Here is a 15,892-nt window from a genome sequence, read left to right on the forward strand (position 1 = left end):
TTGAGCATCCCGCCTGCCCCGTCGACTTCACATTCGCCCCATCCACGCTTCATCGCCTCGCGCGACAGTGGCGGCGTCCCCTGATTCGGATGCACGCCATGTCCCGCCACGACCCCTCCTACGACTGCGACGTGCTCGTGGTCGGCGCCAGCTTCGCCGGTGCGGCCTGCGCGCTCGCGGCCGCGCGCGCCGGCCTGCGCGTGACCGTGCTGGAACGCAAGACCGATCCTGGCGAACGCCTGCACACCACCGGCATCGTGGTCAAAGAGGCCGCCGAGCAGACCTGGCTCAACCGCGCGCCCAGCGACTGCCTGCACCGGGTCGAGCGCGTGCGGCTGTACTCGCCGCGCCTGCGCAGCCTGGCCCTGAATGCGCCGGGCTACTACTTCCTCACCACCGACACGCCGCGGTTGATGCGCTGGTTGGCCGACGAACTGCGCCGCAACGGCGTCGACCTGCGTCTGGGCGCGTCCTTCACCCAGGCCCGTCGCGACGGCGACGGCTGGCAGGTCGAAGGCATGTCGCAGGGCCTGCTGCCGATCGCCTGCCGCGCGCGTTGCCTGGTCGGCGCGGACGGCGCCAAGTCGCGCGTGGCCGAGCGCGCCGGGCTGGGCCGGGTCAGCGAGTTCCTGTACGGCATCGAATACGAGTTCGCCGGCGCCAGCCTGCCCGAGCCCGACGCCCTGCACTGCTTCGTTAGCAAGCGTTACGCGCCGGGCTACATCGGCTGGGTCGCGCAGAATCCGACCGGCGTGCAAGCCGGTCTGGCCCTGCGCCACGATCCCGAACGCGCGCGCGTGCCCGACATCGACGGTTTCCTGGCCCGGGTCGGCGCCCTGGTCGGCCTGCCCGCCGATACCGTGCCGGACTCGACCCGTGCCGGGCTGATTCCCTGCGGCGGCCCGGTGTTCCCGCTGGCACGCGACGGCGCGCTGCTGACCGGCGATGCCGCCGGCATCGTCTCGCCGGTGACCGCCGGCGGCATCCATTCGGCCTGGGCGCACGGCTGGACCCTGGGCCAGGCCTTGGCCGCGCATGTACGCGGCGGCGGCCCGGCGCCTGAGCAGGTCGCGATCGACAGCGCGCCGCGCTTCCGCACCAAGCGTGCGTTGCGCTGGGCCTTCGACCGCTTCCAGTTCGACTGGCCGTTCGACCTGCTGCTGCATTCGGCGCCGCTGCGTTGGGCGGCCGAGCAGGTGTATTTCCACAAGCGCGGCGAGAGTCAGGCGCAGGCGCGGTCGATGCGGCGGGTGGACTGAAGCGCCCGCAAGCCCGGCCGGGCCTGCGGATACGCGGCGCCGGGGCGAGTTTCATGCGGATCGTCGCGAGCGTGCGACGGCTATTCCCACGGCCCCGCGCGACGAGCCTTATTTCGCTGCGCTGAGTTCCTCGAACCATGCCAGCGTCGGCGCATAGCTCAGCGCGGCACTGTTCCAATGATCGACCGCTCCCAAGGGATGCAGTGACAAGTTGCCGCCGCGCGGCTTCGCATAATCGTAGAAGGCCCGCGCCGACTCCGGCAGCACGTCGGTGTCGGCCTCGCCGTAGTAGATCCGGAACGGCGCCGCCGGTGTCCAGGCGTAAGTCTGGTTTTCGTCCAGCGCGCGGGCGAACCCGGTGTCGTCCCCGGCTTCGAACGCGCGCAGGAACTGTGGCTGGAACAAGCGACGCGCGTCCGTCGGCAGTGCGGGCACGACCTGCTCCGGCGCCTTGGTGCCGTCGAACAGCGCGGGCACGGCGTCGGCGTACTCGCGAGTCAGCATCTCGTCCAAGGGATGGCCGTAGTAGATCGAATAGGCGTTGGCGATGAAGGCGAAATAACCGGCGTTGTTCGCCGCCGAGGCATGCGCGGGCGAAATCTTGCGCAGCATCAGCGCGTGCAGGTCGTAAGGTCCGGCGATGCCGACCGAGCCGTGCAGCCGATAGCCGGGCAGCGGTTCGCGCTCGAGCGCGCGATGCAGGCCGGCGACGCTCTGGCCGCCCTGCGAGAATCCCATCAGGTACAAGGACGGCGACCCGCTGCGCCGCAGGCGCGCACGCGCGCTACGTAGCGCGCGCAGCAAGTCGATCGAGGCGTCGACCTGCGCGGCAACGATGACGTAAGCCTGCGGACAGGTCGAGACGCCCAAGCCGATGTAATCGGGCAGCACGACTTCGAAGCCGTTGCCGGCGAACACCGCGGTCTCCTCGTTGCCGTCGACGCGGTCGGGCAGCGAGGGCGACGACGCTCGGGTCATCTGGGTGCCATGCAAGTACATCACGGTGCCCTTCGGCGCCGCGCCGCGTTCGGGCACCGACCACAGCCCTGAGGCCCGGGTCGGACGCCCCTGCGACCGGGTCCAGTACACGATGCGGTAGAGCTTGGCGCCACCGGCGACGGCGATGCCGCCTGGGAACTCGGAGGCGATCTGTTGCAGGTGCGCTTGGTCGAACGATCCCAGAGGTTCCACGGCGATGAGGTCGCCGCGGCCCTGCCCTTGCGCCGCTTCTTCGCGGGCGGCGGCGGCGGGCCGATGCGCGCTGCAGCCTGCGAGCGCTATCGCGCCGGCCGCGATCAGGCCGAGGATCGTTTTCAAATGTGGCATCCGTGATTCCCGCAGCCGGGCCCCGGTCGGCGCGACCGGGGCCCGGCTACGTTTCGGCAAAGCGGCAATGGGGCACAGTGCCATCGGTCACGCGCGCAACGCCGGCCGGGGCCGCGCGACCGGCAGCGCACTGGCGTGTTCGCTTCGTGTTCGCTTCGTGTTCGCTCCGGACACGCCTTGATCGACGGCGCGGAGGTGGCATCGCCCCCCCGTCCCGATACCGGGATTCAGTGACGCGTGAGCGTCGCCACGTGCGGATGCACCAGTTGCTCGAAGTCCGACCAGGCCATGCGCATCAGCTCGCGGTGGTTGCCGGCGTTGAACGCGATCCGCTCCTCTACCGCCAGGCTGTCGGCCGCGTAGACCTCCAGGCCGTAGAGATTGCCGAACGGCGGCATCGCGCCGACCTCGCATTCGGGGAAGCGCTCCTTGAACTCGGCCTCGCTGGCCAGGGCCACGTACTGCGCGCCGCTGGCCTCGCGCAGGCGCGTGAGCCGCAGCCATTCGTCGGCGGGGACCAACGCCATCGCCAGGCGGCCGTCGAGTTTGACCATCACGGTCTTGGCCATTTCGTGGTCGTCGATGTCGGCGCTGACCGCAGCCGCGTGCGCGGTGGGTGCGTAGGGATGGGCGAGCATGTCGTAGGCCACCTGATGCGAATGCAGGTAGTCCTCTAGTCGTTGCGATGCCATGGCGGGCTCCTCCGGTGTGGGGAGCCGGCGCCGCGGTCCGGTCCGGCCGGACGCTGGGCGCCGGCATCCGTTGGATGCGGTTACCGTGCGGCTTGCGCGGTTACGCCAGTGTAGTCCCGACAGCGCAGGCGGATGTGGGCGCGGCGTGAGGTGGCGATGAATGGGCGGTGGTGGCGGCGCCGCCCGCCCGGATTCGCGTATCGCGGCTCACGCCGCTCCTACCCCAAAGCCGGTGAGCCAGCTTTGGGGTAGGAGCGGCGTAAGCCGCGACCGTGATGAGTCACGATGCGGTGTAAATCGGAGCGTTGCGAGATACGGAGGCAGCGAAGTCGGAGCAGGCGGCCGGCGGTTCGCGGTCGCGGCTTACGCCGCTCCTACCCGGAAGCGCCCTGCCCCGCTCACTTCAACTCGAACGCGTCGCCGTCCAGCATCGCCGGGAAACGCGCACGATGCGCGGCCAACTCGTCCGCCAGCAGGGTCGTGGTCGCGACCACTTCCTCGTCGGTGCATTCGCTGACCGCATGGCCGAGGAAATCGATCACCGCGCTGTCGCCGGAATACTGCAGGCCGTTGCCGTCGTCGCCTACCCGGTTGAGGCCGGCGACGTAGCACAGGTTCTCGATCGCGCGTGCGCGCAGCAGGGTTTTCCAGGGATAGGCGCGCGCCGACGGCCAGTTGGCCACGTACAGCAGCAAGTCGTAGTCCAGCGCGCCCGGCCGTTCGACATCGTAGCGGTTGCGCGAATACACCGGGAAGCGCAGGTCGTAGCAGACCTGCGGGCAGATCCGCCAACCCTTCCACTCCACCGTCAGGCGTTCGCGGCCGGCCGCGTAACGCTCGTGTTCGTTGGCGTAGCGGAACAGATGACGCTTGTCGTAGGTCTGCAGCGCGCCGTCGGGCGTGGCGAACAGCAGGCGGTTGAACACGCCCTCGTCGGTGCGCAGCTGCACGCTGCCGGTGACCGCCGCACCCAGCTTGGCCGCCTGTTCGCGGATCCAGGCCACGGTCGGGCCGTCCATGGTCTCGGCGTTGCCGATCGCCTCATTGCTGAAGCCGCTGGTGAAGGTTTCCGGCAGCAGCACCAGGTCGGTGGTGCCGTGCAGCGCGGAAATCAGGCGGCCGTAGTAATCGCGATTGCCGGCGGGATCGTGCCAGCGGGTGGCGCCTTGGACCAGGGAGATGCGCAGGTTCTGCATGGGGATGTCAGGGCATGGGGTCGCGGGGTCGACCGATGAGCGCATCGTATCGCCGCGGCCGCGTTCGTGCAGCCGCCGCGCCGGAATCCGGCGACGGCGGTGTGAGCGCATGCTCAAAACGGCATGCTGAGAACAGCATGCTCAAAACGGCACGCTCAGGACGCCGCGCCCAAGACGGCATGCCCAAGACGGCATGCTCAGGCGCGCAGGTTCAGGGTCGGCACTTCGACCTTGGGCAGCAGGCGCGAGGTGAAGTGCTTGTCCTGGTAGTACTTGATCTTGTCGCACTTCACCGGGTGCGGGATGCCTTCGTACAGGAACACCTCGGTGTCGAAGCCCATCGCCTTGAGCTCCTGCGGCAGCATCAGCGCGCGCCGTTCCTCGGATTCGCTGCGCGAGTAGTCGCGGCCGCGGGTCACGTTCTGCTTGCGCACCGTGGTGTAGCCGAGCATGTCGGAATAGTCGTTGGCATCCTGCTGCTCGCGCGGCGCGTAGATGATCTGCAGCGCGTGGTTGGTGATGATGGTGCGCGAGATGTCCTTGCCGTAGGTCGCGTCCAGCTGCGACATGCTCTGGATGATCGGCAGCAGGCGGATGTTGTAGCCGGCCATGTACGAGACCGCCGAGGCGATGATATCGACCTTGCCGATCGAGGTGAACTCGTCCATCAGCAGCAGGCATTGGTGCTTGAGCGCCTTGTTGTTCTGCGGCAGTTCGCGGGTGTTGAGGTTGATGATCTGGCTGAAGAACAGGTTCACGATCAAACGGCTCTCGGCCAGCTTGTTGGGCTGGATGCCGACGTAGATCGTCATGCGCTTCTTGCGCAGGTCGGTGAGCAGGAAATCGTCGGCGCTGGTGGCCGCGTCCAGGACCGGGTTGATCCAGGGGTTGAGCGGTTCCTTGAACGTGCCCAGGATCGAGGCGAAGGTCTCGTCGGCCTGGGACAGCATGTTGGCGAAGGCCGAGCGCGCGTTGTCGCTGAGGAACGGGCGCTGCGACAGCCCCTGCAGGTAGGGCTTGAGCTCGCTTTTGCCGTCGCCCGAGGACAGCCGGTAAACCGCGCCCAGGGTCGGCGGGTTGGCGAACGGGAAACCGATCTTGTTCTCTTCCTCGAAGGCCTCGAACAGGTACAGGGTGAACGCCATGAAGGCGTTGCGCGCCTGGCTGACCCAGAACTTCTGGTCGTCGGAACCGTCCGGATACAGCATCGCCGCGATGCTCATCAGGTCCGAGACCCGGAACGCCGGGTCGGTGGCGACGTAGGTCAGCGGGTTCCAGCGGTGCGTGCGCCGGTCCTCGGCGAAGGGATTGAACAGGTAGATCTCCTGCCCCTGCTGGGCGCGCCAGCCGCTGGTCAGGTCGAAGTTTTCCTGCTTGATGTCGAGCACCACCATCGATTCCTGGTACTCGAGCAGGTTCGGGATCACGATGCCGACGCCCTTGCCCGAGCGGGTCGGCGCGGCCAGGATCACGAACTGCTGGCCGGCCAGGCGCACCAGCTTGCCGTTGTACTTGCCGACCACGATGCCGTTGTGGGACGCCTTGAACATGCCCTTGCTTTGCAGGTCCATGCCGTTGGCGAAGCGCGCATCGCCGTGCATCGAGCGCGGCTTGGGCTTGAGGATCAGCACCAGCAGCGCGAGGTAGGCCAGGCCCGGCAGGCCGAAGCCGATGTAGCCCGAGGCCTTGATCTTGCCCGCGTGCAGCTTGTACTGCGGCAGATCGAGCACCCGCACGTAGTCCGTGAAGGTGCTCCACTTCAGCAGACCGGTATCGACTTTGAGGAACAGCAGCGACAAATAGCCCGACAGATACAGCCCGGCGGCCAAGGCGGCGATGCCCAGGACCAGGGCGAAGATCAGCTTCCCTTTCACGTGTTGTTCCCTGCTTGAAGTTCCCCAAGGCCCGCCATGCGATCAGCGACGCTTCCGGCCGGGCCGGAGCAACGTGGATCGTACGGGAGCCGCTTCCACCGGATCCGGCATCGGCGCGGAGGGGTTGCCCCGCTCCCGCTCCATCCGGTCGTCCAGCCAATTCCTGGCGTCGCTCAGCGTCAGCTCCTGGCGCAGCTTGACGCCCGAAGACGACATCACCGCGTAAGCATAGATGTCGTCGTCCTCGAATTGTGCATCCGGCGTCAACGCGACGATCTGGTACTTGCCGCGCGTAAGTAGGTGATGTTGGTATTCGCTCACTGCCTGGCCTCCAATGCCTGCATTGCCTCGCGGGCCCGAACCGTCTGCGTCGCCGTCACAGCGAACGCGGCCCCAGGCCGAGCAGCGGCGCTTCGCGCTGCGCCTCGGGCTGGCGCTGGCGATCCTGCTCCTGCGTCTGGCGGCGGTCGCGCTGATCCTGCTCGCGCGACAGTTGCGCCAGTTGCTCGCCGCTGCGCTCGATCGGCTGCGACGCGGCCTGCGCCGTTTCGACGTAGCTGACCCGGCGCGCCGGCGAATTGAGGTCGCCTTCGACCGCGAACGCGCGCTCGCCGTCCTTGCTCAGGACGACGTGGTTGACGCGCATTTCGTTGCGCCTGGCTTCGACCGCGAGTGCGGCCGCGAGGTTGTCGTTCTGTTCCGGCGTGCGCGAGGAAACCGTGTCCTGGCGATCCAGACACACCCGCACCTGCTTGAACAGGTCGTGGTTGGGATGGCTGGGACTGCTCAGCAGCGCGCGTTGTTCGGCCTGTCGCAGGTCGTCCAGGGTCTTCACCGACGCGTCGCTGTCGACCCTGCGTTCCTGTCCCTGGGGGAGTCCGTTCATGGCGCCTCCGCTGCTGCAGCCTGACCCGTATGCTCGCGCAATCGCGAGAGTGCTTCAAGGCTAGGCGGATGCGGGACCGCATGCGGTCCCGCATCCGACTGCCGCCACAGCCGCGTCCCGGGGGGGCTGCACGGCTGAGGTCCGGTGGCGGGCGCGCGACCGGGCGCGCCCGCATGAGGGGAAACGGCCGCGCGCCGCCCGCTAGGGGCGAAACGCGACCGCCACGATCACACCCGCTGGCTGGTCTGCTGCTGGCGCTCGGGCTGCGGCTGCGCCATGAACGGGGTCTGCTGCGTCTGCGGCACGTCCTGCTGCAGGCGCTGGCTGGTCTGTTCGACGCTCTGCCCGACCGCCTGGCCGCGATCGGCGAACGCGCGGTGGTGGGCCGGGTCGTTCAGGCCGCCCTGCACCGCGAACAGACCGGTGCCGTTGGTGCTGCGCACGACGTGGTCGATCTGGGTCAGGCCGCTGACCCGGGCCTCGTAGGTCAGGGTCGCGGCCGCGCGCTCGAGCTGCTCGCGATTGTCGAAGCCGCCATTCGGGCCCAGGCGTTCCAGCCCGGCGACCGCCTGGCGGTAGACCGGATTGTCGCGATTGGCCGGATCCTGCAGCGAGCTGCTGCGTGCCGGTTCGGCCGGGGTCGGCTGCGCCGGCTGATCGCGGCCGCGTTCGGTCTGCGGCTGGTTGGGCTGCGCATTGCGCAGCGCATTCAAGGTATCGCGTCCTGCGATGCCGTCGTCTTCCAGGCCGTGATCGCGCTGGAACGCCTTCAGGGCTTCCTGGCTGCGGCGACCGAAATGACCGTCGGGGTTGAGCTCGTTGCCCTGGGCGTCGCGATAGCCCAGGCGCTTGAGCGTTTCCTGCATGTCCTCGACGGCCTGGCCGCGCTCGTTGAGCTTGAGCACGCCGTCGGCCATGGGATCGCGGCCGCCGCGGCCCGGCGCGGGCAGCACCACTTCGCCGCGGGCCAGGCCCTGCATCACTTCGGGGGTGAGCATGCGCTCCCACTCGGCCACCGCAGCGCGGCGCTCGGGCAGATGGTTGTAGCCGCCGTTGATGTCGTGGGTGGCCTCGCGCACGTTCAACTGATTGCCGTGCGGGACGACCCGGCTCTGCCAGTAGTGCACGGCGATGTTGGCGGCGTTGCCGCGATCCGCGGCCAGGTCGGGATTGGCGGCCAGATCCAGGCCGAGCTCGCGGCCGGCGCGCTCGTAGTTGTCGCGGCCGGTCAGCTGCACGTAACCGCGGCCGTGGAAACGCCAGCCGTCGCCCGGCTCGGTGTTGCCGAGGTTGTCGCGGCCCCAACGGCCGCCGTAGATGGTCTCGGCGATCTGCTCGCGGCCGCCGCGCACGACGTCGCGCGCTTCGGCCAGGGTGTTCATGCCGTTGCGGTCGGGGAACACCTCGTGCAGGCGTTCGGCGCTGTAGCCCAGGTTCTCGTGCATGCTGGCGAAGGATCGGGATTCGATCTGCATCTGGCCCATGAACGCGGCCAGTTCACGCGGTTCACGGATGCCGGACTCGTAGGCGCGCTGCAGCAGAAAATCGCGGTTGCTCGGTGTAGACATTGGTTTCCTCCTTGATGCGATCGTTATGCGTAGTTGAGGCTGCGGCCGTAGCTCAGGGCTTGGCCGGTAGCCCGCCGCGGTCGATCGCAGCGTCGCGGTCCCAGCCGCGGGTGAATTTGAACAAGGTGTCGTCGATATCGTCGACGAGGCTGCCCGGCTCGCAGGCCACGAAAGCCTCGGCTTTGACCGCATCGCCGCTGGCGGTCAGCAGGCCCTGCTCCTGCACGCCCTTCTCGCCGGAGATCGAATAGAAGATGCGCTTGCGGCCGCCGTCCTCGAACGAATAGGCGTAGCCGCCGCTGTTGCCGGCGAAGCCGAGCTGGGTGCGCTTGAAGCGCTTGCCGTGCACGCCCTTGTCGGCCGGGAACAGGTAGTCGGGACGGCCCGCCGCGCCCTGGGCGAAGTAGACGTAGCCGGCCTGGTCGCTGACGCCCTTGGACGCGCACAACGAAGCCAGCTGGCCGCCGGCGAGCTTGCACGACAGCACGATGTCCTCGCTGGCCGCGCACAGCGAGCGGCCGTCGCCGGCGGGCGCCGTCGCAGCGGGAGCGGGCGTTGCGGCGGCTTCGGCGGTCGTGGCCATGGCCGGCGCCGGCGGCGTCGCCGCCACCGCATCGGCCGGTGCGGTCGTGGCCGCGTCGAACGGTGCCTTCGACGAATTGCAGCCGGCCAGGACCGTCAGCAGTGCGATGCACAGAAGGTTTGCAGATTTCATGGGAATTCCTGAAGCGTTTCGATGGTGATCGGGTCGAGCTCGACCGACCCGGTCCGGTGCGCCCTGCTACGGGGTCGCACCGGACCGGGCCGACGACTGCATCTCGCCCCCTCGCGGATGCAGCCGTACCTGCGCCGCGCTCGCGCGCGGCGGGTCGACTCAACCCATCGCGCGCGTCGGCGGCGTCTGGGTCGGGTTGGCCTGCGCCTCGAGCTTCTGGCGCTGCTGCGTGTCCTGCTGCAGCTGGAACGTGGACTGCTCCAGCGGCTGCGCGCCGGCCTGCAGCTTGTCCACGTGCGCACGGTGGTGACCGGGGTCGGTCAGCCCGCCCTGGACCGCGAACAGGCCGGTGCCGTTGGTGCTCAGCGCGACGTGGTCGATCTGTTCGAGTTCGGCATGGTTTTTGAAACCGGCGTTCGGACCCAGCTTCTCCAGGCCGCCGACCGCCTGCTTGAACATGGCGTGGTCCGGATGCGCGGGATTGGACAGCAGCGGGGTCTGTTCGGACTTTTTCAGTGCGTCCAGGGTCTTGGGACCGGCGACGCCGTCGTCCTTCAGACCGTGCGCACGCTGGAACGCCTGCAGCGCTTCCTTGGTGCTGGCGCCGAAGTTGCCGTCCGGGTTCAGCGCGCGATCCTTGCCGTCGGTATAGCCCAGCGCCTGCAGCGATTTCTGCATCGCTTCGATCGCCGCGCCCTTCTCGCCCGACTTCAGCACGCCGTCGGCGGCCGCATTCGGCGTCGCGTGCGTGGGTGCAGGCTTGGCCGGGGTGTTCGGCTCCACCGCACGACCGATACGGCCGGCGGCCAGCTGCTCCATCAGTTCCGGGGTCAGCGTCTGCAGCCAGCGCTCGTTGCGGGTTTCGCGATCGGCCAGGCCGTTGGTGCCGCCGTTGACCGCGCGGGTGGCCTTGGTCACGTCCTCGCGGGCGTTCTGCGGCACATTGTTCTGCCAGTACCAGGTCGCGATGCGGGCCGCGTTCTCGGGCTTGGACGCGAGATCGGGGTGGTGCACCAGGTCCAGGCCCAGCGCTTCGCCGGCGGAGCGGTAATTGTCCTTGCCGGTCAGCTGCATGTAGCCGCGACCGCGGTATTTGTAGCCGTCGCCGGGCTCGTCGTTGCCCATGCGACCGCCGTACATCAGGTCGGCCAGCGCCTCCGGACGCCCGCGCAGGGCTTCCAGACGCGCCGATTCCAGCGCCGGCGCGCCTTCGCGCATCGCCGACTTCACCGGGATCTGCGAGATGCCCTTGGTGTAGCGAAAGCCCTCTTCGAGCTTGGTCAGGCCGTGCGACTCGTGACCGACCTGGGCCATGAAGTTCGCCAGTTCGCGACGCGAGGTGATCCCCGACGCCGTCGCGGCCTGCAACAGTTGCGTTTCCCTATCCGTCGTCATGTGTAGCTCCTGGTTGAATGCCTATATCGCCAAAACCCAAGCCCTGCCCGGACGTTCCCTGCCCGGTTCGGTGACGCTCCTGCGTACTCAGGCCTCTTCCACGGACGGCAGCTTGTCGCGGTCGAATTCCTCGAGCCGGATCGCGCCGAAATCCTTGCGTTGCAAATCCAGCCGCTTGTCCTCGCCGGTGTCGGTGTCGACCACGCTGCGTACCGCCTTTTCCAACAGCCAATCTTTCTGCTCGGCCGAATAAGCGAAGCCGAACTCATCCGACCAGCGCTCGCGCGAACCGCCTTCGATCAGCACGGTGAACCCGCCCGCATAGGCGCGCACGTAGCCGAACGGATCGCCGGCGATACCGCCGCAACGGGCGCAGGGCACCAAGCGCTCGCTGCGCTTGGCGACCTGCAGCTTGCCGTCGGCGTCGCGGATCAGCACCAGCACGGTGCGCGGCGCGCCCTCGCCCAGCTTGACGTCGGCCTGCACCGGCGGATCGATCACCAGCACCGCGTCCTCGCGGCCATCGCCGTCGAGATCGGCGCGCTGCACCGCCAGCTGCTTGCCGCCGGCGGGGAGAAACTGGGTCAGATCGTCTTGCTGCGGGGTCACGGACAGATTGTTCACGGGCACTTCCTGTTGCGGGTTTGGCTGCGTCTGCGCGGCGGGCGCGGACGCAGCAGCCTGCGGTTCCGCATCGCCGGGCGCCGCCGCCTGGCATGCCGCCAGCGACGTCATCAGCACTAACAAGGTCAACGACTTGCGCATGGTCTCGCTCGATACTCCGTTCGGCTTTGCCGGCTGCGGCGGCTGTTGCGTCCGCAACCGGCCTCGCGCCGATCGACGATGGACGTCGATCGGCGTTTGCATCGTCAAGCCATCATCCGCGGTTCGCGCTGTTGCTGTTGCGCGACCGCCGGCGCCTGCGCCTCGATCTTCTGGCGCTGCTGCGCATCCTGCTGCAGCTGGAACGTGGACTGCTCCAGCGGCTGCGCGCCGGCCTGCAACTTGTCCACGTGCGCACGGTGGTGACCGGGGTCGGTCAGCCCGCCCTGGACCGCGAACAGGCCGGTGCCGTTGGTGCTCAGCGCGACGTGGTCGATCTGGCTTCGAAGGTCAGCGTCGCCGCGGCCCGTTCGAGTTCGGCGTGGTTCTTGAAACCGGCGTTCGGGCCCAGCTTCTCCAGCCCACCGACTGCCTGCTTGAACATGGCGTGGTCCGGGTGCGCGGGGTTGGACAGCAGTGGGGTCTGTTCGGCCTTTTTCAGCGCGTCCAGGGTCTTGGGACCGGCGACGCCGTCGTCCTTCAGGCCATGCGCACGCTGGAACGCCTGCACCGCTTCCTTGGTGCTGGCGCCGAAGTCGGCGTCCGGGTTCAGCGCGCGGCCCTTGCCGTCGTGATAGCCGAGCTTGTTCAGCGATTCCTGCAGCGCGCGGACATCGCCGCCATGCTCGCCCGAACGCAGCACACCGTCGGCCGCAGCGCGCGCGGGCGCGGGCTTGGCGACATCGGCGGGCTTGTCGTGCTGCACCGGCGCGGTCACAGGCGTGGCCTGGCCCTTGGCCGGATAGCGATCGGTGCTGATCACGCCGGTGTCGATGTCGTGGACGTACTGCTTGAACTTGTCCAGATGGTTGGCGTTGAAGTCGATATGGGTGTGGGTGGGGTACTTGTTGAGCTTGCCACCGCCCATGCCGGCCTGCAGGCCCATCGGCTGGCCGTACTGGATCGGATCGCCGTCCTTCAGCGGGAACTGGCGCAGGTCCATGTGCCGCACCTGGGCGATCATCTCGCCGTCGGGCAGCTTGTCGTAGATCTTCACCAGGCCGCTGTTCTTGTCGATCTTGACGAAGCCGTCGGCCGGCGCCGGCACGTGCACCGGGCTGGAACGGCCCTTGTCGTCGAGCAGGACGAAGTCCTTGGACACGAACACGTGGCCGTCGCGCGAATGCGCGACCTTGCCGCCCGAGGACAGGATTTCCTCGTTGTGGCCGTCGATGACCTGGTAGTGCCGCCCAGCTTCCTTGCCCTTCTTGCTGGGGTGATGAATTTCGATGTCGTCGTAGCTGTGGACGTGCTCGGTACTGCCGCCCACGCTCTCTACGATGCGGATCTTGCCCATGGGAGATCTCCTTGTGTCCCGTTGTTACCGCGGCGCACGGCCGCGGCGATCAATGCAGGTCCTGGCTCAGGACCCAGCAGTCGTTTCCGCGCTCGAACACATAGGCGCCTGGCTTGCCTATGGTCTTGACCACGTTGTCGTCGGCGTCGAACTCGGCCTGGACGTACTCGACCCGGAAGGACTTGCCGCCTTCGGGCTTGAACTCCAGGTCCAGCAGCGGGTAGCTGCCGGGGTCCTTGACCGCGGGGTCGAGGTAGGCCCAGCGGCTGTCGACGATGCCGATCTTGAAGTCGCGGTAGTCGGCCTTGGCGACCGGATGCGCGTCGGCCGGCTTGTCCAACGAACCCACGCGCACCGTATCGGCGGTGTAGGCGGCGCGCACGCCGGGCGAACCGACGTACTCGTTGAAGAAGTCGGCGTAGGCCTCGGGTGCGCAGGTCGTCGCGGGCAAGGTCTGCGGTGCGACCGCAGGCGTGGCCGCGACGGACGCGACGGACGCGACGGACGGCGCCGCCGGATCGGCGGCAGGCGTGGGTGTGGGCTTGGAATCGGGGACGGAGGCGACGGGCGCGGATGCGGCGGGCGCATCGGGCGTGCGGTCGCAAGCGCTGGCGAGGGCTAGCAATAGCGCCAACGGAACGAGCTGTAACTTCATGGCAACCCCTACTCATGCGGCGACTGCGCCACCGCAATCGCGGTAACGTCGCATCGCCTATTGCCCGACGGCGGATGCCGGCGGTGTAACTCCTCGGAGAACGATTGCAATACCGCCGTGACATCCTAGTTACGGCTGTGCGATCGCACCCCTTGATACCTCCGCAAGTCCCCCGGGCGATCCGCCCTTGGGCCAAGCTCAGGCCGTACTTTACATCAAACCCGGCGCCGAATCCTTCGCCCCCGGGTTGGTACCAAACTTTATCTGCCTTACCGCTGCGCCGGGCCGATCAGTTGACCAGCACCGGGTAGCTGCAACGCGTGTACAGGACTTCGCATTCGGTCGAGTTCATCCCGCACTCTTTCTGAGCCCGGGCGGACGCTTCCTCGATGCTGCCGCCGCCGCGAGCCACGATGAAGTCGCTGCCCACGGCCACCGCGCCGCAACCGTTACCGTAGACCAGCAACGTCTTCTTGCACTGTTGCTCGGTGCCGCCGCGGCTCTTGCAGTCCTTGAGCGCCGTGCGTTCCGCATCGCGACTGCTCTTGCGGTCCGTCGCCGTGCCCATCTTGCTGGCGACCGCGTCGATGGCGACGGCGCCCCAGCGATCGAGCCAACGAGGCTGCGGCGCGCTAGGCCCCTGCTGCTGCACCGGACTCGGCCCACCGATCCCGTAACCGGGCTGCGGCACGCAGATCGGACCGGGCGCCTGGCCGATGGGAGCCAGGCCGGCCGGGCAACCCTGCTCGGCGCGGGCCGCCCCTGCCCCCGATAAGCCTGCCAGTAGCAGGCTGCACGCTATGAGGTTACGCATGATCATCGTCGGTCCTTCGAGTTGGGTGGCTTGGGCGAACCCTATACCACCGCAGTCAAGACGCAATGAATAGAAGCGAAATCCACGGCAATCTGGAATCGATCCGACCTATTGGCTGAACCCTCGTCAACGTTTCGTAATCTCATCCTTCAATGCGGGCGTCGACTGCCCGGTCACTCGCGTGCCCGCGTTTTCGGTCATGTTCGGAGCCGGTACCTGCGGCGCCTGCGACTGGTTGCCGTACGTCGGCGTCGTCGGGCGGTAACCCGCGCTACCCGCGTACCCCGGAGGCATGCCCGCGCCGGGCTGGGCCGCGCCTGCGCCGCCCATGGCGTTGTAGGCGCTAGGCGTACCGAGCAGGCCCTGGAAGAACATCGCGGCCATCGGCGGCGCGCTGATGATCAGGGTGGTCAGGATCAGGCCCATGCCGCCCTGCTGCATGGCCTGGCTGGTCAAACCGTCGCTGAAGTTGCTGCCCAGCAACTTGCCTGCCAAGGCCGTCGTCCAGAACGCGGCCGAGACGCGCGTGACCATCTCCAGCGATATCGAAACCATCGCGCTGAGGACCGCCATCGAGAACAGCGTTCCTATGCCGTAATACAGCCATTTGGTGAACAACTGCTTGGTTTGCTCGAACAGCAAACACAATATGAATATCGGCCCGAAGCCGACGAACATCGCCATCGCAATCTCGTAGAGCAACAACATGGTGCCGCTGACGATCGCCGGGCCGCCGGTGCCCATGCCGACGAACCACATCGCGCGGTTCTTGTCGTCGTCCAGGGTCGGGTCCTTGACCACGTCGATCATGTCGATACTGGTCAAGGCCACCTGCATCCAGGCCAGACTGTTGTCGATCTGGTCCTCGATCTTGGTGTCCTTACCCGTGACGACCCAATGGATTTCCTTGTTGATGTCTTCGGTGAAGAAGGTATGCAGATTGGTGCCGAAGGCCGCCATCGAGGTCGCCACGCCGACGATGAACGCCGCGCGCAACGAGTTGGTCACCAGCGCCATCATCGGCTCGCGCGACAGACCGGTGGCGATGCGATACCCCTGGATCAGGATCCACAGCGTCATCAGGGTCAGCGCGATACCGCCCACCCACTGCATGGCGTTGGTCATCATGCCGACGCCGAACTTTTGGATTTCCTCGCGCAGGTAGGCCAGGATCAGGCGGAAGAAGACGAAATCCCCCACCGACTGGACCTGCGGTTGCAGCCAGTCCAGCCAGTTACCGATGCTGCCCTTCAGCCAATCACCCACGATTTCGATTCCCCTGCTCATCTGCGCCGCCTATCTGCCTGTCGGGTCATTGCCGCCGGCCTGCCCCTGTTCACCCACCGCACCGAACCCATCGGCGCAGACTCTGTACCGGCCATGGAGGCAGCGG

General features: G+C 67.6%; 16 protein-coding genes. 1 reads left to right on the top strand and 15 read right to left on the bottom strand.

The window, feature by feature from the left end:
• Window positions 1–98 precede the first annotated feature (98 nt).
• Window positions 99–1,259 carry an NAD(P)/FAD-dependent oxidoreductase gene (locus ASE10_RS00680; RefSeq protein WP_056305650.1) on the top strand — a complete coding sequence of 387 codons (1,161 nt, stop codon included), beginning with the start codon at window positions 99–101 and terminating at the stop codon, window positions 1,257–1,259.
• Between the two features lie 108 nt (window positions 1,260–1,367).
• Here the strand turns inward: ASE10_RS00680 and ASE10_RS00685 are convergent, their stop codons facing one another.
• The 15 genes from ASE10_RS00685 to ASE10_RS00750 form a co-directional block, all read right to left on the bottom strand.
• Window positions 1,368–2,576, bottom strand: a complete 1,209-nt coding sequence (locus ASE10_RS00685; RefSeq protein WP_056305534.1) for a hypothetical protein — start codon at window positions 2,574–2,576, stop codon at window positions 1,368–1,370.
• A gap of 236 nt (window positions 2,577–2,812) precedes the next feature.
• The gene (locus ASE10_RS00690; protein WP_055899573.1) at window positions 2,813–3,277 is read right to left on the bottom strand and encodes a YbaK/EbsC family protein; all 465 of its coding nucleotides are present in this window, start codon (window positions 3,275–3,277) and stop codon (window positions 2,813–2,815) included.
• Window positions 3,278–3,675: 398 nt separating this feature from the next.
• On the bottom strand, window positions 3,676–4,473 hold the full coding sequence (locus ASE10_RS00695; protein ID WP_055899576.1) for an amidohydrolase: 798 nt from the start codon (window positions 4,471–4,473) through the stop codon (window positions 3,676–3,678).
• A 197-nt stretch (window positions 4,474–4,670) separates the two neighbouring features.
• Window positions 4,671–6,335 (bottom strand): type IV secretory system conjugative DNA transfer family protein, encoded by a 1,665-nt coding sequence (locus tag ASE10_RS00700; RefSeq protein ID WP_156087741.1) that lies wholly within the window; start codon window positions 6,333–6,335, stop codon window positions 4,671–4,673.
• 54 nt (window positions 6,336–6,389) lie between these two features.
• Window positions 6,390–6,668, bottom strand: a complete 279-nt coding sequence (locus ASE10_RS00705; RefSeq protein ID WP_055899579.1) for a hypothetical protein — start codon at window positions 6,666–6,668, stop codon at window positions 6,390–6,392.
• A 55-nt stretch (window positions 6,669–6,723) separates the two neighbouring features.
• Window positions 6,724–7,233: an XVIPCD domain-containing protein gene (locus tag ASE10_RS00710; protein WP_055899582.1), complete on the bottom strand. Its 510-nt coding sequence runs from the start codon at window positions 7,231–7,233 to the stop codon at window positions 6,724–6,726.
• Between the two features lie 227 nt (window positions 7,234–7,460).
• Window positions 7,461–8,801 (bottom strand): XVIPCD domain-containing protein, encoded by a 1,341-nt coding sequence (locus ASE10_RS00715; protein WP_055899585.1) that lies wholly within the window; start codon window positions 8,799–8,801, stop codon window positions 7,461–7,463.
• A gap of 52 nt (window positions 8,802–8,853) precedes the next feature.
• Entirely contained in the window at window positions 8,854–9,516 is a 663-nt protein-coding gene (locus ASE10_RS20490; protein ID WP_055899588.1) for a hypothetical protein, read from the bottom strand.
• Window positions 9,517–9,675: 159 nt separating this feature from the next.
• Window positions 9,676–10,911: an XVIPCD domain-containing protein gene (locus ASE10_RS00725; protein WP_082586027.1), complete on the bottom strand. Its 1,236-nt coding sequence runs from the start codon at window positions 10,909–10,911 to the stop codon at window positions 9,676–9,678.
• A gap of 87 nt (window positions 10,912–10,998) precedes the next feature.
• Window positions 10,999–11,535 (bottom strand): hypothetical protein, encoded by a 537-nt coding sequence (locus tag ASE10_RS00730; RefSeq protein WP_235565755.1) that lies wholly within the window; start codon window positions 11,533–11,535, stop codon window positions 10,999–11,001.
• A 245-nt stretch (window positions 11,536–11,780) separates the two neighbouring features.
• A complete protein-coding gene (locus tag ASE10_RS19880; protein WP_157488339.1) occupies window positions 11,781–11,924 on the bottom strand; it encodes a hypothetical protein in 144 nt (47 codons plus the stop codon).
• A gap of 68 nt (window positions 11,925–11,992) precedes the next feature.
• A complete protein-coding gene (locus ASE10_RS00735; protein WP_056306694.1) occupies window positions 11,993–13,030 on the bottom strand; it encodes a peptidoglycan-binding domain-containing protein in 1,038 nt (345 codons plus the stop codon).
• A gap of 49 nt (window positions 13,031–13,079) precedes the next feature.
• Window positions 13,080–13,685 carry a hypothetical protein gene (locus ASE10_RS00740; protein WP_056306696.1) on the bottom strand — a complete coding sequence of 202 codons (606 nt, stop codon included), beginning with the start codon at window positions 13,683–13,685 and terminating at the stop codon, window positions 13,080–13,082.
• Between the two features lie 289 nt (window positions 13,686–13,974).
• Entirely contained in the window at window positions 13,975–14,505 is a 531-nt protein-coding gene (locus tag ASE10_RS00745; protein WP_082559495.1) for a DUF4189 domain-containing protein, read from the bottom strand.
• Window positions 14,506–14,625: 120 nt separating this feature from the next.
• On the bottom strand, window positions 14,626–15,786 hold the full coding sequence (locus tag ASE10_RS00750; RefSeq protein WP_056306698.1) for a type IV secretion system protein: 1,161 nt from the start codon (window positions 15,784–15,786) through the stop codon (window positions 14,626–14,628).
• Window positions 15,787–15,892: the final 106 nt, after the last annotated feature.

It is taken from the genome of Lysobacter sp. Root76, from assembly GCF_001428685.1.
Classification (GTDB): Bacteria; Pseudomonadota; Gammaproteobacteria; order Xanthomonadales; family Xanthomonadaceae; genus Lysobacter.